The 18,965-nt window shown below is 56.2% G+C and carries 16 protein-coding genes; 9 read left to right on the top strand and 7 right to left on the bottom strand.

The window, feature by feature from the left end:
* The 6 genes from B5F88_RS02950 to lysS all read left to right on the top strand — a co-directional run.
* Window positions 1-1,013, top strand: a 1,013-nt coding sequence (locus tag B5F88_RS02950) for a peptidoglycan DD-metalloendopeptidase family protein (RefSeq protein ID WP_087341487.1), incomplete at its 5' end; no start/stop codon positions are given.
* Window positions 1,014-1,092: 79 nt separating this feature from the next.
* Window positions 1,093-2,220: a S41 family peptidase gene (locus B5F88_RS02945; protein ID WP_087341486.1), complete on the top strand. Its 1,128-nt coding sequence runs from the start codon at window positions 1,093-1,095 to the stop codon at window positions 2,218-2,220.
* Between the two features lie 67 nt (window positions 2,221-2,287).
* On the top strand, window positions 2,288-3,715 hold the full coding sequence (locus tag B5F88_RS02940; protein WP_162612101.1) for a MerR family transcriptional regulator: 1,428 nt from the start codon (window positions 2,288-2,290) through the stop codon (window positions 3,713-3,715).
* A 99-nt stretch (window positions 3,716-3,814) separates the two neighbouring features.
* Complete coding sequence (locus tag B5F88_RS02935; RefSeq protein ID WP_087341484.1) at window positions 3,815-4,528, top strand: hypothetical protein; 714 nt, start codon at window positions 3,815-3,817, stop codon at window positions 4,526-4,528.
* A gap of 148 nt (window positions 4,529-4,676) precedes the next feature.
* Window positions 4,677-5,150 carry a transcription elongation factor GreA gene (greA, locus tag B5F88_RS02930; protein ID WP_087341483.1) on the top strand — a complete coding sequence of 158 codons (474 nt, stop codon included), beginning with the start codon at window positions 4,677-4,679 and terminating at the stop codon, window positions 5,148-5,150.
* Window positions 5,151-5,162: 12 nt separating this feature from the next.
* Entirely contained in the window at window positions 5,163-6,668 is a 1,506-nt protein-coding gene (lysS, locus tag B5F88_RS02925; protein ID WP_087341482.1) for a lysine--tRNA ligase, read from the top strand.
* A gap of 170 nt (window positions 6,669-6,838) precedes the next feature.
* Here lysS and B5F88_RS02920 read toward each other — a convergent pair whose 3' ends face one another.
* Window positions 6,839-8,068, bottom strand: a complete 1,230-nt coding sequence (locus B5F88_RS02920) for a site-specific integrase (protein WP_087341481.1) — start codon at window positions 8,066-8,068, stop codon at window positions 6,839-6,841.
* A 57-nt stretch (window positions 8,069-8,125) separates the two neighbouring features.
* Window positions 8,126-8,326 (bottom strand): hypothetical protein, encoded by a 201-nt coding sequence (locus tag B5F88_RS02915; protein WP_006573960.1) that lies wholly within the window; start codon window positions 8,324-8,326, stop codon window positions 8,126-8,128.
* Window positions 8,327-9,261: 935 nt separating this feature from the next.
* Between B5F88_RS02915 and B5F88_RS02905 the strand changes: the two genes are divergently transcribed.
* From B5F88_RS02905 to B5F88_RS02895, 3 genes are all read left to right on the top strand, one after another.
* Window positions 9,262-10,326: a lambda-exonuclease family protein gene (locus tag B5F88_RS02905; RefSeq protein ID WP_071430849.1), complete on the top strand. Its 1,065-nt coding sequence runs from the start codon at window positions 9,262-9,264 to the stop codon at window positions 10,324-10,326.
* Window positions 10,327-10,342: 16 nt separating this feature from the next.
* Entirely contained in the window at window positions 10,343-12,616 is a 2,274-nt protein-coding gene (locus B5F88_RS02900) for an ATP-dependent RecD-like DNA helicase (protein ID WP_087341480.1), read from the top strand.
* Window positions 12,617-12,683: 67 nt separating this feature from the next.
* Window positions 12,684-13,574 (top strand): hypothetical protein, encoded by an 891-nt coding sequence (locus B5F88_RS02895; protein WP_242959609.1) that lies wholly within the window; start codon window positions 12,684-12,686, stop codon window positions 13,572-13,574.
* Here the strand turns inward: B5F88_RS02895 and B5F88_RS02890 are convergent.
* The 5 genes from B5F88_RS02890 to B5F88_RS02870 form a co-directional block, all read right to left on the bottom strand.
* Window positions 13,489-14,184, bottom strand: a complete 696-nt coding sequence (locus B5F88_RS02890; protein WP_087341479.1) for an RloB family protein — start codon at window positions 14,182-14,184, stop codon at window positions 13,489-13,491. The genes B5F88_RS02895 and B5F88_RS02890 overlap by 86 nt on opposite strands.
* Window position 14,185: 1 nt before the next feature.
* Window positions 14,186-15,382 carry an ATP-binding protein gene (locus B5F88_RS02885; protein WP_087341478.1) on the bottom strand — a complete coding sequence of 399 codons (1,197 nt, stop codon included), beginning with the start codon at window positions 15,380-15,382 and terminating at the stop codon, window positions 14,186-14,188.
* Window positions 15,383-15,579: 197 nt separating this feature from the next.
* The gene (locus B5F88_RS02880) at window positions 15,580-16,551 is read right to left on the bottom strand and encodes a PrgI family protein (RefSeq protein ID WP_087341477.1); all 972 of its coding nucleotides are present in this window, start codon (window positions 16,549-16,551) and stop codon (window positions 15,580-15,582) included.
* Window positions 16,552-16,583: 32 nt separating this feature from the next.
* Window positions 16,584-17,960, bottom strand: a complete 1,377-nt coding sequence (locus B5F88_RS02875) for a C39 family peptidase (RefSeq protein ID WP_087341476.1) — start codon at window positions 17,958-17,960, stop codon at window positions 16,584-16,586.
* The gene (locus B5F88_RS02870; protein WP_006573829.1) at window positions 17,960-18,958 is read right to left on the bottom strand and encodes a hypothetical protein; all 999 of its coding nucleotides are present in this window, start codon (window positions 18,956-18,958) and stop codon (window positions 17,960-17,962) included. Before B5F88_RS02870 ends, B5F88_RS02875 begins: the two co-directional genes overlap by 1 nt.
* Between the last annotated feature and the right edge of the window lie 7 nt (window positions 18,959-18,965).

Genomic DNA, 18,965 nt, shown 5'->3' with positions numbered 1-18,965 from the left:
AGGAGCAGCGCTCCCTGCTGCTGGCCCAGCTGGATGCCATCAACGACGAGCTGGATAACATCAATGCGCAGATTGCCCTGTATGATGAGCAGATCGCCCAGAAGGAGGCGGAGCGCAAGGAGGCCGAGGCCAAGGAGCAGGCCCAGTACGAGCTGTTCTGCCAGCGGGTGCGGGCCATGGAGGAGGAGGGCACCGTCTCCTACTGGTCCATCCTCTTTAACGCCGAAAGCTTTTCCGACATGCTGGACCGGCTGGCGGATATTGACGCCGTCATGGACTATGACAACCAGATCATGGACGAGCTGACCGCCACCCGGGAGGAGCTGGAGCGGCTCCAGGCGGAGCTGGAGAGCGCTCGGGCGGACGAGCAGGCGGTGAAGGAGGAGCAGGAGGCCAAGAAGACCGAGCAGCAGGCCAAGGTGGCCGAGGCGGAGAAGGTGCTGGAGGAGCTCAACAAGAACGTGGCGGAGGTCAACCGGCTCCTGGACGAGGAGGACGCCGCCGCTGCCGCCATCCAGGCGGATATCGTCAGAAAGCAGAAGGAACTGGAGGCCCAGCGGCAGCAGAACGGTACCACCATTGTGTCGGAGAGCGGCTATATGTGGCCGCTGCCGGGCTGGTACAGCATTTCCTCTCCCTTTGGCTACCGGATCAACCCGGTGAGCGGCCGGGCCCAGAACCACGGCGGCATTGACATTCCCGCCAGCGGCGGCACGCCGATTCTGGCTGCCAAGAGCGGCCAGGTCATTACCTCGGTCTATGGCAGCGGCTCTTACTGGTCCTATGGCAACTATGTGGTCATTGACCACGGCAACGGCAACTCCACGCTGTACGCCCACATGAGTTCCCGGGCGGTAAGCGAGGGGCAGATGGTGACCCAGGGTCAGGTGATTGGCTACGTGGGTACCACCGGCAATTCCACCGGCAACCACCTGCACCTGGAGATCCGGGTGGGCGGCCAGCGGGTGGATCCGGAGGCCAAATTCCCGGATCTGAATTTAAACTCCTGGTAAGGCATATGGATCTACATAAGGGCGGGGAGGACCACCTCTCCGCCCTTTTTGATTTTTAAGCGAAAGGATCTGACACGGGATGAAAACCAGACGTTTTACCGGAGCGCACCTCTTGGCGGCGGTAGTGCTCACCGCCGTGGTCTGCGTGGGGGGGAGTATCCTGATTTTCCGGGCCTCCATGGGGACCTACGGCGCCTCACTGCTGGAGGGGCTGAAATTGGTGGAGGACAAATTTGTGGGGGAGTATGACGAGACCGCCGCGGTGGACGCCGCCCTGGAGGGGCTGGTGTCCGGCCTGGGGGACCGGTGGAGCTACTACCTGACCGAGGAGGAGTACCAGGCTCAGAACCAGCGGCGCACCAATCAATATGTGGGCATCGGGGTCACCGTCACCTACGAGCGGGAGGACGGGCTGCTGATCCAGGAGGTAACGGCGGGAGGCCCGGCAGAGGCGGCGGGGCTGCGCTCCGGCGAGGTCATTACCGCCGTGGATGGCGTGTCCCTGGCGGGGGACGCCCGGTTTGAGGGCGCCTCCCTGATCCAGGGGGAGGAGGGCACCACGGTGTCCCTGGAGGTGCTGGGGGCCGGAGGCGTCAGCCGCACTGTGGAGGTGGCCCGGGCCAGCATGGACACCGATCCGGTGGAGTACGAAATGCTGGAGGGAGATGTGGGCTATGTCCGCCTGCTGAATTTCTATGACAACAGCGCCGCCCGTCTGGAGGCGGCGGTGGCCGAACTCCAGGCCCAGGGAGCCCAGGCCATGATCTTTGACATGCGGGACAACGGCGGCGGCTACCTCAGCCAGCTGACCGACATGCTGGATTTCCTGCTGCCGGAAGGCCCTATCTTCATTACCCGGGACAAAGCGGGACATGAGGAGGTTACATACTCCGATGCGTCCTGTGTGGACCTGCCCATGGTGGTGCTGGTCAACGAGAATACCTATTCCGCCGCGGAGTTCTTTGCCGCCGAGCTGCAGGAGTGGGGAGTGGCCCGGATCGTGGGCGAGCCCACCAGCGGCAAGGGCTACTCCCAGCAGACCTTCGCCCTGCCCCACGGCGGAGCTATCGCCATCTCCACCGGAGCCTATTTCACAGGCAGCGGCACCTCCCTCATCGGCACCGGCCTGACCCTGGACCAGGAGGTCTACCAGACCGGAGAGGGGGACGCCCAGCTGGAGGCCGCCCTGGAGCTGCTGAAACCGTAAAATTTGCAAAAAGTCTTGACTGTAAAGGGGCTTGATGCTTTATATTGAGGGTGAGGAGGCGAGATCCATGACCATTAAGGAGCTGGAGACCAGCCTGGGCATGACCCGTGCCAACATCCGTTTTTATGAGCAAGAGGGCTTCCTGACCCCGGAGCGGGGGGCAAACAACTACCGCATCTACTCTGAGGAGGATGTGGAGACCCTGCGGAAGATCAAGCTCCTGCGGCAGCTGGGCCTGCCTCTGGACACCATCAAACAGGTGCAGAGCGGGGAACTGGGCCTGGATACCGCCCTGGCCCGGCAGCAGCGCACCCTGGAGGAGCAGCGCGCCGAGCTGGCCTGGGCCGACCGGGTGTGCGCCTCCATGCGCTCCGACCGGGTGGAGTACGCCACCCTGGACGCGCAAAAATACCTGGACACCCTGGACCGCCCGGCGGAAGGGGAGGGGTATTTCAGCCTGCGGAAAGACAGTACCCCCATGGTGGCCTATCCCTGGCGGCGGTTCTTTGCCCGGTGGCTGGACCTGTTTCTCTATGGCACGCTGTGGTCAGCTTTCGGTTTGCTGGTAATGCGCTTTAACCCGCCGGATAATCTGTTCATCAATCTGCTGAGCATGTATCGGGATTATGTGACCATGCTGGTGGTGGAGCCCTTTCTGCTGTCCACCTGGGGCTATACACCCGGCAAGTGGATCTTCGGCCTTCAGGTCAGGGATCCATATGGCAAAAAGCTCGGCTGGACCGCCGCCATGAGCCGGACCTGGCTGGTTTTTGCAAAGGGCGAGGGATATGGCATTCCATTTTATAACCTTTACCGCTACTATAAGAGCTATCGGGCCTGTGCCGACTGCGAGACCTTGCCCTGGGAAGAGGAGTGCGGCTACGCCATCAAGGATACCCGGGCGCGGCGGTGCTGGGGCTTTGTGGGTGCGGCGGCTGTTCTGTTTGCGCTGCTGCTTCTTTCGATAGCCCAGGCCCAGATGCCTCGACACCGGGGGATGCTCACCGCAGAGCAGTATGTAGCCAACGTGAACGACCTGTATCACTACATCACCCAGAGCTCCGACCAGGTCATGGACGAGAACGGACACTGGGAGGAGAGAACCAATACCATCCAGCTGTTTGGGAACGGCTCTCCCGACCACCAGCTCACCCTGAACGAAGAGGGGAAGGTGACCGCTGTGACCCTGACAGAAGAGGTGAAGGGGCAGCAGGTCATATCTGACACCACCTTTAGCAAGCAGTTGGCCGCCCTCTCTTTTGCGGCGGCTGTGGGAAATTATAATGGCATCAGCTGGCTGAGAAGCGGCGTATTGGCCGACATCTCAGAGGGCGGTTTTGAGGACTACACCATCCAGGCCGGGGACGTGACCATTACCCAAACTGTGCTTCGGGAGGGATATCAGGACGCGGGCGGCTGGCTGTTTGCCGGAGACAGTGTCCCGGAGGAGCAGCTGTACTACCGGATGGAATTCACCATGACCCTCCAGGATTGACAAAAAAGAGACAGCGGCGGCGGAGCGATCCGCCGCCGCTGTTGTTTTTGGACATAATTGGGAAACAACCGCATACCCTTTTGCCGAGGTGACGGCATCATGATCGGCGTGTTGGAGCTGACGGAGGGCAAGGGGCGCAGGCCGGCAGTGGCTCAGGAGTGGCTGCTGGGCCTGCGCTGTGTGCGGGCGGCGGTGCCCATTCCCGCCAGAATGGGGGAGGGCAGGGTCCGCCGGCGGGTGGAAAAAGGGGCCCGGGCCCTGGAGCTGGCCGGAGCCCGCCGGGTGCTCACCCGGCCGGACTTTCCCTACTGGGAGGAGCTGAGGAAAAACGGGCTGCGGCCGGTGGAGGTGGAGGGATTTTGTCAGGCCCTGGCCGCCTCTCTGGCTCTGGCGGAGCTGGGACGGCGGCAGATCCCGCCAACCCGGGCGGCGGTGACCCTGTCCGGCCCCCGGGTAAGCCGTGCGCTGCTGCGGGCGGCGGAGGTGCTCTGTCCCCAGGTGCGCTGCCTGACGGTGGACGTGCCGGGGGAGGGGGAGCGGGTGGCGTCCTGGCTGTGGAAGGAGTACGGCGCGGCGGTGTTCAGCGGGGGAGACGGGCGGCGGGCCCATGTGGCCCTCTGCTTTGGGCCGGGGGAGGCCCGGGGCGAGACCGTCTTTTCCCTCTACGGCCCCGCGCCGGACCTGGCGGGCTTCGCGCCCGTCTTACCGGAGGAGGCCCGGCCGGCCGGGGGGCTGGACGGGCTGCCCCTGCTGTCGCTGCTCTGGGAGGCGGGGTGGCTGGACGCGGAAAAAATCCAGCTTTCTTCCACCTAGTTCCAGATTATTGACTTGACAGGAGGACCCAAACTACATATAATATCATATTAACGTGACGAAATGTTTTTTTGTTGAGACTGCAAGAGCGCCGGAGATGGCCGCTTTTTATCGTAAGAGCAAGTGAAGAAAGGTGTGCACGATCGACATGGCTAAAGAATTTAAACTGAGCGCCGAGCGCCTGGAGGAGCTGAAACGGGAGCTGAATTATCTGAAAACGGTCCGGGAAAAAGAGGTGGCCGATCAGATCAAGGAGGCCCGCTCCTTCGGTGATCTGTCCGAGAACAGCGAGTACGACGAGGCCAAAAACGAGCAGGGCAAGCTCTACTCCCGCATCGCGGAGGTGGAGAACATCCTGTCCAACTACGTGATCATTGAGGAGCACGAGAGCGATCCCAACTCCGTCCGTCTGGGCTCCAGCGTGAAGGTGCTGGACCTGGAGTTTGAGGAGGAGGAGAGCTATCAGGTGGTGGGCTCCCAGGAGGCCGACCCCATGAACGGCCGGATTTCCGAGGACTCCCCCTTTGGCAAGGCCCTGCTGGGCAAGGCGGTGGGGGACGAGGTCCAGGTGGAGGCCCCCGCCGGTGTATTAAGGTATCGTATCTTAGAGATTCAAAAGTAAGGAGCAAGAGCAATGAGTACTGAAGAGAGAAGCGTCAATCAGCCTGAGGAGCAGCAGAACCTGTCCGAGCAGCGGCTCATCCGCCGCGCCAAGCTCAAGGAGCTTCAGGACGCGGGCCAGGATCCCTTCCAGATCACCAAGTATGTGGTGAAGCATCACTCTGCCGATATCAAGGAGAACTTCGACGCCCTGGAGGGCACCGAGACCTCCATTGCCGGCCGGATCATGTCCAAGCGCGGCATGGGCAAGGCCATGTTCTGCGACCTGCAGGACGGCAAGGGCCGCATCCAGCTGTATGTCCGCATCGACGAGCTGGGCGAGGAGGCCTTTGCCAAGTTCAAAAAGGTAGACATCGGTGACATCGTGGGCGTGGAAGGCGAGACCTTTAAGACCAAGCGGGGCGAGATCTCTGTCAAGGCCCACAAGGTGACCCTTCTCTCCAAGTCTCTCCAGCCTCTGCCTGAGAAGTTCCACGGCCTGACCGACAAGGAGACCCGCTACCGCCAGCGCTATGTGGACCTGATCATGAACGAGGATGTGCGCCGGGCCTTCCAGATCCGCACCGCCTTTATCAAGCATGTGCGCAGGTATCTGGACGAGCGGAATTACATGGAGGTGGAGACCCCCGTTCTCAACACCATCTCCGGCGGCGCCACCGCCCGGCCCTTCATCACCCACCACAACACCCTGGATATCGACATGTATATGCGTATCGCCACCGAGCTGCACCTGAAACGTCTGGTGGTGGGCGGCTTTGAGCGGGTGTATGAGATTGGCCGCATTTTCCGCAACGAGGGCATGGACCCCAAGCACAACCCGGAGTTCACCTCCATCGAGCTGTACGAGGCCTATGCCGACTTCAACGACATGATGGATATTGCCGAGGGCATTCTGTCCTCCGCCGCCAAGGAGATCCTGGGCTCCTACCAGGTGAAGTGGCTGGGCGTGGACATCGACCTGACCCCCGGCTGGAAGCGGCTGACCATGATCGACGCCGTCAAGCAGTATGTGGGCGTGGACTTTAACGCCATTTCCGACGACGAGACCGCCTGCAAGGCCGTGGAGGCCGTGGGCGTGGACATGGAGGGCTGTGAGCGCACCTGGGGCACCGCCCTGTACGAGGCCTTCGACCAGCGGGTGGAGGAGAAGCTGATCCAGCCTACCTTTATTACCATGTATCCCGTGGAGGTCTCCCCCCTCACCAAGCGCTCTCCCAAGGACCCCCGGCTCACCGAGCGCTTTGAGCTGTTTGTCAACCACTCCGAATTTGCCAACGCTTTCTCCGAACTCAACGACCCCATCGACCAGCGTGGCCGCTTCGAGCACGAGCTGGCCCTCCGGGAGATGGGCAACGACGAGGCCGGCATGATGGACGAGGACTTCATCAACGCCCTGGAGTACGGCCTGCCCCCCACGGGCGGCATGGGCATCGGCATCGACCGGGCGGTTATGCTGCTCACCGATTCCGACTCCATCCGGGACGTGATCCTGTTCCCGACGATGAAGCCCTTGGACTAAAATTCCACAATATATAGTGTCTGACGAAACCGGACGGCACAAGATGTAGAAAAAAGGGCTTACAACTACAACTTTTCTACAACTTTTGCTTGAAATCAGACGGCATCAGACGGGCCAAAATGAAGGGCAAATCCGTGTTTTTTATGCGGATTTGCCCTTTTTTGCAATTTTCACATTAGCACCAAATTACCCTTGATTGCCTCTGCTTTTTCCCTCATGTTTTCTTGCGTAATATGCGTGTAAATATCCATAGTTGTGGAAAAATCAGCGTGGCCCATCACTTGCTGGATAAACTTGATGTCGTTGGTGCTTTCACAGAGCCGCGTGCAGAATGTGTGTCTCAAGTTATGTACGCTAAAATGCGGCAGCAGTTCCGGCTCACGATCTTCCAGTTCAGCCTGATCCATTTCTTCGGCGTTGTAGGCGATGGAGATACGCTGGATGGCCCGATTGATATTATGGGCACTGAGAAAGTAACCTTCCCGATTCCTAAAAAGGAAACCGTGATACCCATTCATCACAAGGTCTTCCGGATAGAGTGTGTCCATGACTTCAATCAATGTGCGGAGCTGTTCAGCAACCTGCGGATACAGGATAGGGATGGTGCGGGTGCCGCTGGCTGTTTTAGGGGTGGTGATATGAAAACCTGCTTTCCCATCAATCACGCGATAGATCAAGTTGTGATTGACAGAGATGGTATTGTTCTCCAGGTCCACATCATTTTTAGTTAAGCCGGTACATTCCGCAACACGCATTCCCGTACCGAGCAGTACGACCATGACAGGCAGCCAGTGGCTATACATCGGTGACTTGGAAATGAACCGAAGGAAGTTCTTCTGCTGTGTCATGGTCAGCGCGATTCTTTTCTTCGGGGGCGCCCCGGCTCCCTCTGTTTTGAGAGAGCGGTAGACGCCTTTGCTTGGATTTTTTCGGATGTAGTCATCATCGACCGCCAATTCAAGCGTGGGGTGAATCAGGTTATTGATGCTTTCCAAGGAATTGACCGCAAAGCCTTTTTTCAAAAGCTTCGTGTAAAATGTCAGGATGTCGCTCTTTCGGATGTTGGGCAGGGGAATGTTGGCAAACGGCTCATCCTTCACATAGTTGCTCCAAAGATATTCGTAATTCGCCCGTGTAGAAGCCTTTAACTGGATCTTCGTATCCATGAGGACTTTGAACATATCATTTAGGGTGATTTTCATAGCCTCCTGGGTGCGAATACCGTCTTCGCTGTCACGGTTGAGCACTTTTTCTTTGGCCCGCAGGCTGGCAAGGTCAAAATCATAAATGTACTTTTTCTTCTTACCCAGCTTATAGACAAACATATAGCTGCCGTCTGAGCGTTGTGTTTCTCCTGGCCGCAGGTTGCGGCCTTTGTTGTCTTTTCTAACTTTTGGCATAGGCTGATACCTCCCGATGTTTTGTGTGTTGCTGTGCCCGGAATGGGCAAGGTTCTGTTAGCATGAGATCTCGTACAAATATTCCTTCACGCGCTGAACGCTCCAAAGGACACGAGAATTCATGGTAATGCGGGCGTGGGCCAGGTCGCCGATCTGGACGGCCGTGTGCCGCCCGCAGTCGAGCAGTTTGCAAAGCGATTCCGTATCGACCGCCAAGCACTGATCCGGTGAAAGGTCATTGGGTTTTCTTTTTTCCATAATTGCCCTCCTTTATTTGCAATTACATATATCCTTTACTGTTTGTAGAAGAAGGTTTTCAACAAAAACAATGAAGTCATTCAAATTCATCGGGAAGTGTAGGGTCTCTTCCAAAGGCCATTTCCTGCGCCGGGGCTTTCCGCCGCGTATTGCCAGGGCCCGCTGTGCGGTATTTCAATCGTGGGCGGGCTCCATGTGGTCATCGCACACTGTCCGCGATCCCTGTATAACTCCAATGGAAAAGGTTATGGGGCTTGTCAAGGTACAAAAAGAGCGTGCAGACCGGCTACGGAATCCCATGCCATGTCTGTACGCCCTATATATAGGAGATGGCGGCCAAATTTCTGCAAATCCTGTGCCTTTTGATGAGTTTTTTTGAGCGACGCCATTTTCAGTGGCAGAAAGATACTATATATAGATGATATTTCTTGACTAACGCAAGATATTGTGCTACACTGTTTCTGTAATTGATTTTTGTGCGTTTTCCCCTTGTGGGATACAGACTTAGTTTCTGTACCGCGGATTGAAAAATCTGCATTGCACACGCAGTCAAGATTGTACTTGTGCCAGTAGTATTACTGCGCCCCTCTGGGCCGGTATATTACTGGCTTTTTTTTATTTTCCGGGACTTTTGCTCCCGTCAGCGAGGATGACTTTGGTTCATAGGCAGCTATGGACATCAGGCGTTACGCCCATTGTCACCCTCGCTTTTTTTCTGCCCAAATGCCGGAAACGGCTTTGAGGATATACCAAAATTACAGAAAGGCAGGTATGAACATGAATGTAAAAAAGCGGAGTCAGGAGTCTCTGACGAGTAAGAGGAAACCGATGGAGAGCTGGCGGCAGTATCAGAAACTGAACCAGTCCGCACAGAAGCATTGCCCGGTGATTCGGGCGCCCGTCATTCCCCGCAGGACGCGGAGGGGGTGTTGAGTATGCCGGCAGGCAGTGTGGCTGTCAAAGAGCGGCATCAGCCCATGGTGCTGGTGGATACGGCAGGCTTGTCCGAAGAAGAATGGCTTGCCTACCGCCGGAAAGGTATTGGAGGCAGCGATGTTGCAGCTCTGCTGGGCATTTCACCGTGGCGGACGGCCCGGGATCTGTTTTATGACAAGCTGAACATTGCCGTGGTCGAGGACCATGAGGACAACTGGGTGGCCCTGGAGATGGGACACCTGTTGGAACCGCTGGTGGCGAAGATCTTCCAGCACCGGACCGGCTACAAGGTCTATCAGATCAAAAAGATGTTCCAGCACCCGAAGTATCCCTGGATGCTGGCGGATGTGGACTACTTTGTAGAACTGCCGGACGGCACCACCGCTATTCTGGAGATCAAGACCACAAACTACAACGCCAAAGACAACTGGTGGCTGGATGGTGAGGAAACCATTCCGGCCTACTATGAGTCCCAGGGGCGGCATTACATGGCCGTCATGGATGTGGACCGCTGTTTCTTCTGCTGCCTGTATGGCAACAACGAGCAGGAAAGTATTATCCGTGATATGCAGAGGGATCTGGCCTATGAGGATGAGATGATTTTCCTGGAGCAGAATTTCTGGGAAAATCATGTGCTTACCAGAACGCCGCCGCCTTACACCGAGGATGGAGACCTCGTGATCGAGAGCGTGCGCCGGTACACTGGCCCCGCTGACAAGGAGGCCCCCGCTGTGTCACTCGATTTATCTCTGACGGCCAAGCTGATGCGTTTTCTCCAGCTTCAGGAGCAGAAAAAAGGCGCAGAAGCCGGCAAAAAGGAAATCGAGGAAGATATGAAGCGACTGAAGGCTGCCATCATTGCCAAAATGGGGAAAAGCTGCAAAGCCATTTGCCAGCAGGATGGGGTGAACTATACCGTCACTTACAATCCGATACGAACCCCTGGTATCGACAAGGATAATCTGAAACGGTTGAAGCTGGACCACCCGGACATTTACGAACAATATGTGACTGTCTCAGTGTCACGCCGGTTCGTAGTCAAGTGTGACGGCGAGGCGGCATAAAAGGAGGGAAAAAGAAGTGATCCATAGAGGAACTTATGACGGGACGATCTACCACAACCCCGTAAACAGGTTCTGCATCATCAGCGTAAAAACCGCTGATAAGGAGGTGCCCCAGGAGGCTCGTTCCACCCGCCGGTACAAGGACCACCTGATCCGCTTTGTTGCGACGGGCTATGAACTGCCCCGCACGGATGCGGTAGAGCTGGAACTGGACGGCGAATGGACAAAGGGCAAATATGGTGTGCAGCTTCAGGTGGAACAGTGGCGTGAGATCGTTCCCAAGACCAGGGACGGTGTGGAGGGCTATCTGGCCTCCGGCCTCATCAAAGGCATCGGGCCGGCAACTGCCGCGCAGATCGTTTCCCGGTTTGGCGTGGAAACGCTGGATATTCTGCAAAATCACCCCGAGCGGCTGCTGGAGGTCAAGGGCATTACGGAAAGCAAGCTGGAGGACATCAAAACCTCGTATGCGGAGAGCCGGATGCTGCAAGACCTGATGACGCTGCTCTCCCCATTCAAGATCACACCAAAAACGGCCCTGAAAATCTACCAGCACTTCGGACCCGCCAGTGTGGACATCTTGAAAAAGAGTCCCTTTGAGCTGTGCCAGGTATCCGGTTTTGGATTTCTCCGGGTAGATGCCATCGTCCAGAAAAACGGCGGCGACCTGCACGACCCCATGCGGGTCAAGGGCGCACTGTTCTGGGCGCTGGAGGACAGCAAGGGCGGCAAGGGCCATTTGTTCCTGCCTGGTGAAACTTTGCGGAAGGAGGCTCTTCGGCTGCTCAATGCAAAGATTCCTCTCCCGTCTCTCCGGCTTCACGAACAGGAAGTTACGGATGTGCTTCAGGACATGATCCTTCACGGCGAGGTGGTATCCGTCAAAGATAACATTTACCTGCCCCGCACATTCGCACAGGAAGATGAAACGGCCCGGCGCATTGCCATGCGGCTTGTAAAACCGTCTGCCCCGGAGCGTATTGATCAGGTGCTGGAGCAGGTCAAGCGTGAAATGGGGCTGGCGCTGTCTTCCAAACAGGAGGCAGCGGTCTACGCGGCTTACCGCCACAGCCTGTCCATTATCACAGGTTCTCCCGGCACCGGCAAGACAACGGTGCTCAAGACCATTTTGGAAGTCTACCGCCGCCTGCATCCGAAAGGCGAAATCGTTCTGATGGCACCGACCGGCCGTGCCAGTCGGCGTATGGCGGAAAGCACTGGCTTTGACAAGGCGCGGACGCTCCACAGCGGCCTGGGCCTCGGCAGTGAAGAAGATGACGCCAACCGCAGCAGACAGCAGGAGCCGTTGTCGGCGGACCTGATCATCGTGGACGAGTTTTCTATGGTGGATATGTGGCTGGCAGACAAGTTTTTCTCCCGCATCAAGGATGGGGCCCGTGTTGTTCTCGTGGGCGACCCCGATCAACTCCCCAGTGTGGGTGCCGGGAATGTGTTCCGCGAACTGATCGACTGCGGCATGATTCCCGTCACGGTGCTGGACCAGATCTTCCGCCAGTCCAAGGACAGCCTGATCGCTTATAACGCCAAGTTCATTAACGAGGGCAACACCAAGCTGTACTTTGGGCCAGACTTTATATTTATGGCAAGTGATAACCAGGCAGAGGCCGCGGAGCGGATCATCGCCCGTTACTGCCGGGAAATCGCGGAAAGCGGCATTGACCGGGTACAGATTCTGTCCCCCTTCCGTTCGGAAGGCGCCGCGTCGGCGGAACAACTTAACGAGGCCATCCGCGAGGTGGTCAACCCGTTCCGCTCTGCCGAGGAAGAAATCAAAATCGGCGTCAAAGTGTTCCGGGTAAACGATCGGATCATGCAGACCAAGAATACCGCCAAGGTGTCCAACGGCGACCTGGGATTTATCCGCTATATCAAAGACGATGAAGATGGCAAGCGCGTCGGCCTGGACTTCGGTGTGGGCCGAGAACTGGAATACAGCGTAGAGGATATGGTCAATCTGGACCTTGCCTACGCCACCACCATCCACAAGGCAATGGGCTCTGAGTATGAAACGGTCATCATGCCGCTTTTGAAAGCGCATACCGTCATGCTCTATCGCAACCTGCTCTATACCGGCATCACCCGAGCCAAAAAGCGCGTGGTGCTGATCGGCCAAAAGCAGGTGCTGTTTATGGCGATCCACCGGAATGAAATCGTCAAGCGGAATACGCTTCTGGGCACGCGCATCGGTATGTACTATAAGGCCTATGCCAAGCGGGCCGGAATCCCGGTCCCGGCAGCTCTGGAAGAAGAATTGAAACACGCTGGTTAAAAAGAGACGCAAGGTGCAGAAAATTGCTCCGCGTCTCCTATTTATTACACAGGAAGGAGTTTATGACATGAACGACAGCAATGCGAAAACGATGTACGAAACTGTGCCTGCGGCCGCTGAACTGAACAAGGTGCCGGGCTTTGACCCGCTCAAGTTCCTCCGCCGCACCAAGGACACCCTGAAGCTGGACCTGCCTTACCAGAAACTCTGGTTCCGCATGGCCCATCCCAACGGCCGTATGCGTCTGACAGCGCTGCGGATCACGGAGCAGATGGCGATTTTTGAGGCCAAGGTATTCCTGGACCGCAGTGACGCGGAGCCGTTCAGTATGAGCACGGCCCAGCAGACCACCCAGGACAGCCGCGACTTCGTAAAAGCCGCCCAGAATGAGGCGCTGAGCCAGGCCCTTACGGACGCCGGTTTTGGCATCCAGCTGATCAGCGCCGGCGCCCAGGCCGACCTGATGGAGAAAAGCATTGAAACGCCGGTCAAGAAGGCCGCAGAACCGCCTGCCGGGCCGGCGGCACGCACGGCACCGCCGCAGGAGCCCCACAGCGCCCCGCAGAAGGGCGATACGCCTGCTGAGGTGAAATCCCTTGCCAGCCCCGTCAAAACGCCGCAGAGGGCGTTTAAGGGCGCAAAGGCGGCAACCGTGACAACTGCCCCGCCGGAGGAAAGCACTGCTTCGGAAACGGTGGAGCAGCACCTGCCGGTAGAGCCTGAGAGGACATTCGATACGCTCCCGGTTGGGCCTTCGCCAAAGACAGAGCAGCCGGTGGCTGAGAGCGAACAGTCGCATGAATTGCCTGTCCGCGGCAATGTAACGGAGCTGCCGGTCCAGCACACGGAGGAATCCGAACCTGCCGCCGAGCCTATGCAGCCCGAAGATGACGCTGCCGGGGCGGCGGATACTGCGGTGGATACAGTAGTGATTCTATCAGTTGATAGATGTCGGTGAATGGATTAACGGCAATCCCAAACGGTTTATTGCAGTCATTTTGAATATGGTATTGTTCTACACGCTTGGCGTTCTGGATCGCATCAGTTGTATGTTCAGATAACTGCGCATACATATCGCCGGCTTTTTCATAATCCGGGAGGTAGGCGGTCAAGGCTGTCTTCACTGCAGGGTAATCTTTGAAAAATTTTGTTGTGTACTGGAAATGCAGCAGATACCAAAACTCAAAGCAAGGATTCGAGATCGCAATGTGAATTCCCTTTGCATCTGCCAGTTTCCTTGCTCTGGAGAGTAAGTTGTCTTTGGCGGCGATAGGATCAGGATTATTATAGTTTACATCACCGTCAGCAACGACCCACACCGCATCCCCATTTGATGCAGAAATCTGATTTTTACTTTGATATTCCACGGCTTTCCGAATCAGGCCAAGGTAATCGGTTTCACCTCCTTTGGTGCGGCTGCCGACTACACGAATGTCAATATTGGTCTGGCGGCTGCGATAATGTTCAAAATATTTCGGTTCAGTTTGAGAACCCTCCGTCACAATCAGAATGACAGGTTTTAGTTTTCTGCGCCGCTGCCCACGCTTTTCAATTTGTCCGCGTGCCATTTTACAGCCCTCCCTTGATAAAGGGAATCGCACCAAAACGGCCGATCAAATAACCCTTTTCTACTTTAGTGTCTTTGCGAACAGAAAAATCGTAAAGGGAGAACAGATCGGTGGCTGCTGTCTGCTCGTCTTTTTCTGTGAACCAAATTTGATCTCTTCTCAACAAATCCAAATCAAGAAGATTGGTGCTGTGAGATGTGAAGATCAACTGAGCACCCTTTGGATTGAATTCTGTGCTGTCAAACAGGGATACCAGATGCCTGGTCAATAGAGGATGCAGATGTGCGTCCATCTCATCAGCCACAAGAAGCGTTCCCTGGTCTAAAGCCTTTTTCACAACGCCGATCAGTTTGAAATAACTGTTGGTGCCGTCAGATTCCTCTGCCATATTTAACGCATAGGATAATGCATTTCCATTGGTATCCTGTACCGTGTGAATGGCCTCAATATTTGCAAAGCTGTCACCGTGCTGCGAAGGAGCAGGCTCTGCATCGCGCATTTGCAAAGCCTGTATTCCCAAATCTGCAACACGCAGCATAGATGCGATCACGCGCCGGTAATCATCATCTTTCAGCTGCTCTGCCTCAAGCCCATAAGCGTCCGCCACGGAATTCTTCGTGATAATCTGACAAGAAGCGAACCACTCCAAAACCGGAATCACTTTAGAGTAACTCCAGTTTGATGCAACTGACAAGTAGAGTTTGTTCGCAGAAGTGCGCTCCTTGAGCGTGTTTTGTTCATCTATATCCACCGTAAAACGAAAATCTTTGGTATTTTTTCTCTCAAAAATAAGCGCCTGTCTGCCGTTGGGATAGTAATATAGGTATTCTTCTGTAACAGCCTTATCTGCCACAGAAAAACCATACGCATATCGGATACCTTCAGTGGTAAAGATGACCTCAAAGCTGCTGGGGCGCGTTGGCGTTTCCGGATCAAACTTGAAAGGCGAACGGTCAATGGTCTTATGAAGCTGCTGGTTATGTGAGGTCAGCACATAGTTTACCATGAACCAGAACGCGTTTAGGACATTAGACTTCCCCGAAGCATTGGCTCCGTAAATGACAGCAGACTTCAAATAGCTTTTATTTCCATCCATGATAAGATGCTCTGGATGCTCATTATCCTTGCTGGCCAGCAGGGATAATACAACCTTATCTTTGATGGATAGAAAATTCTCCACACTAAATTGAATCAGCATAAGCGACCTCCTAAACCTTTTCTTTTATATATTATAGCCCGTATTTTGTGAAAAATCAACGCAAACGCAAAATAAATTCTTTGAAATGGGAATTTGGAAGGAAGCCTATGTGATAAAGATATACAGCGGTAGATCTGATAATGACAAAAAAGAAACCTGGAGAGCAGTTCGTTACTACTCTCCAGGCACTTTTGCTTTTACAGGTTCTGCCGGATGATCCGCGTGATGATGCCCACGGCCACGCCCCGCTCCATATCCAGGCGGGTGACGGCAAAGGACACATCATCCTTCTTTCCGGGCATCCGGTAGTCGTAGCAGGAGTGGGCTACCGCATTGACGCCATTGGCGAGCCGGACATAGACCACGCCTTTATGAACATCGGTGACCTTTCCGGCGTACTTGCCCTGGATGCGGCACTTCTGCAGGTTGTCCCGGTCAGTGTTTTCCGAAGTGCTCTTGATGTCGGCTCGGATGCCCAGGTCTTCCAGACTGTTGCGCCGCACACTGAGGATAATGCCGTTCTCTACCTTCTCGATGGGCAGATAATCCGCCACCGGATTGAGGCAGGCGGGCTTCTGCTCCTTGGCATGGGCAGGGCGTTTAGGCAGGCGCTCCTTTTCAGGGCGCTTCTTTGCTTTCTTTTTCGCCTTATTGGCCTTGGCAGGACGCTCCTTTTTGGCATTTTTCTTGGGCCGCAGCTTTTCACGGATCTCATAGCTGCGCACTTCATCAAACTCGGCCGGAAAATCTGCCTCACCAGACCGCCGACGCTTCGGGGCCTTTGGCTTTTTCTCCTTGGGAGGCCGCTGCTTGAGATGCTTGCCGGCCGATTTGGAGGGCGCCGCCTTATCCTCCGGCTGCTCACCGTCACCGCCGACAACGCGGCGGTTCCGCAGGTACTTCAAAAAGATGACCAGGAACTGCGAAAGGCTCTCACCGGATATGCCGATCAAAGCGACCAGCCCTACCGGAAGAGCGGTCAGGCACAAAATGATGATGCGGGTGGTCAGCCCAAACGGAAGGAACAGAAAAACCGGCGCCCCGATGGCAAACACCAGGATGCCGGCCTCGATCACATTCCGCGTACGGAACATACCGCCGAAAAAAGTGCCTGTTTCTATAAAATTCGGCGGTATGATATAAGTATCATGGTCGTTTTTGTTGCTCATGTATTACCTCGTTTCCGCAGCCGAGGGGCAGGTCAGCCTATGATCCAGAAAGGACCGCCTGCTCCAGCACGGCGGCTTGCTTCGTTTAGGATGATGGATAGATCCCAGAGCTGTTCGCTGCGCTTGTAGCTGGCCGGGTCCGCCACCATGATCTGACCGTCTTTCACGCCACGGAGAACGATAAAATGCCCGGATGAAGTAAAATGGCCCTCTGCCATAATCGCCACCACCAGCTTTCCTTCAGCCAGGGCGTCCAATATCCGCTGGGGCTCGGAAGTCGTGCAGCCGGATACCGGCAGGCCCCATGCCTCAGCGGCGGCGGGTATCAAAGCGTGATAAGAGCCGCTGCTCTTGCACCAGTAGCCGTTTTCGTAAGACCACTGAGCCATCGCCACCGGGTCCACAGTTTCATCCGTGAGGGAGGATACCACAATGGACATTGCGGTAGGCCCGCACCCGTAGCCGCCGATATTGTCGGTGCCGTAGGGCTGGCTGGCATAACGCTCGTCCAGCTGATTGAAATAGACCACCGGCGTCACGCCGTCTGTAAAGGTAACATCGCCCAGAGAGGGGATGCTGTTTCCAGTCCATTCCGTCAGGTTCTGCAGCAGGCCGTCCCCAAGGAACATGCTCAGGTTTGAGGCATAATCGGAGGCAAGCTCTTTCTGCTCGTCCGTAAGCGCGAAAACATGGTCGGCAAGATAGGACTCGCCGTTGTAGCGGATGGTGTAGACCATCCAGATCTCGGTAGTTGTGGTTTCCTCCCCGGTCTCCGGGTCTTCCGATGTGACCTCACGGCTCTCCCGCACGCTGGTATAAGAGTAGAGATGCTCTTTGTTCTCCCGCAGGACAGCGGCCAGATCATCCAGCGAAATGCTCTCAAAATCCTCATCCCGGGCAGCGCAATACTGCGAGATGATGAGGTTGGCGTTGTAGACAGGGCCGGAGGAATAGGGATTTTTAACCTCCATCTGGTCAGCGCCGGAAGCAGCAAAGTCCGCTTCAATGCGGGCCATCACATCGTCCAGCGCCTCACCCAAGATAGAGTTAATGGTAAAAGTGATGTCGTTGGCGTTCTCTACGATTGCAGTTTCGCTGTTGAGGACAGGCTGCTCCGTGTCTGCCGGCGAAAAAGCATTGATCAAACCGCCGAAAATCAGCCCGGGCAGCATCAAAATAAACAGGACCGGCAGCAAAAGCAGAATGATGATGACGGCGATGATCTTGCCAATATGCTTGCGCCCGGCCCAGACTGCCCCGGCCACAGCACCATAGGGACCACCGGCGGCAGCGCCTTTGGCCGCGCCGGAAATCGCCTTGCCGGCCTTGATGGCGCCCTTAACCGTATGCGCTGCGGAGGCCGCAGTGTCTACCGTTTCAGCAAAGCTGTCCTTGCGTTCTTCAGCCATCAAATCTTATCCTTTCGTTTGGGGGTGGGCGGCAGCTTCTTTACAATGGACTCGTTGTAGGCAATCGAGCCGTCCGGGGCCATGTAGGGCGTCTTGTCCACCGCGTCTACCGCATACTGCTTATACCAGGCAGTGCCGTCTACGGCGTGAACTGTCGTGTACTGGCCCTCCGGCGCAACATACTGGTCTGCATGGTACATACCGAAGGCAATGCCCTCCGGGTGCTCCGGTGTGACCTCCGTGCCGGTGATACGGCCGCCGCCGATTTCGACATTCTGGTAGGTGGGGATATTCTCTGCCCCAGGCCCAAGTGCCGTGTGGCCCATATAGGAGTGCAGGGCTTCAACCGCCTTCTCACCGGTGATCGTGCCCATTTGGGTGATGTTCCCAGTAGCCACGGAACCGATGACATTATTTGCAAAATTGCCGCCCTTGCTCACCGAGGAAGAATAAATGTGGCCGCCAACACCGCCTGCAGCACCGCCCACAAGACCGCCGAGGCCGGAAGGCTTGGCATCCGAGGGCGTTGTGGCCGTTTTGACGGCATTGTTCGTGACATTCCGCTTAATCACGCCGGCCAGACCGCCGCTGGCAAAGCCTGCGCCGAATCCGGCGGCGCCGCTTTTCCCACCTCCGCCATTGGCATTGACATGGGTAGAGTTGCTGCTGCGTCCGCCGCCAAAGTGATGGCTGGAAAAGTTCTTAAAGCCGCCGATGCCCTTGGCCGCAATCATGGCCTCGGCCAGCATACTGCCGCCGGTGTGTCCTACATTGACACCCAGGCTTGCCATGAACGAGTCAATTTTCTGCGATACCTTCAAAAAGCCTATCGCACACATGAACCAGATCAGGACATTGCCGGAAACCGCCTCCTTGCCCACAGCGTCCACCTGGGCTTGCACTTCTTCCTCAGAGATGGCAAAGGCCGGCTGGCAGAACAGGCAGGATAGGGCTGCAACCATCAGCGCGAGGAACAAAATTTTCTTGAATCTTTTCAAAGCGCCC

Source organism: Flavonifractor sp. An306, assembly GCF_002159455.1.
Classification (GTDB): domain Bacteria; phylum Bacillota; class Clostridia; order Oscillospirales; family Oscillospiraceae; genus Flavonifractor.
Note: the sequence above shows the minus strand (reverse complement) of the source record. Positions and strands in the feature narration are given on the sequence as shown.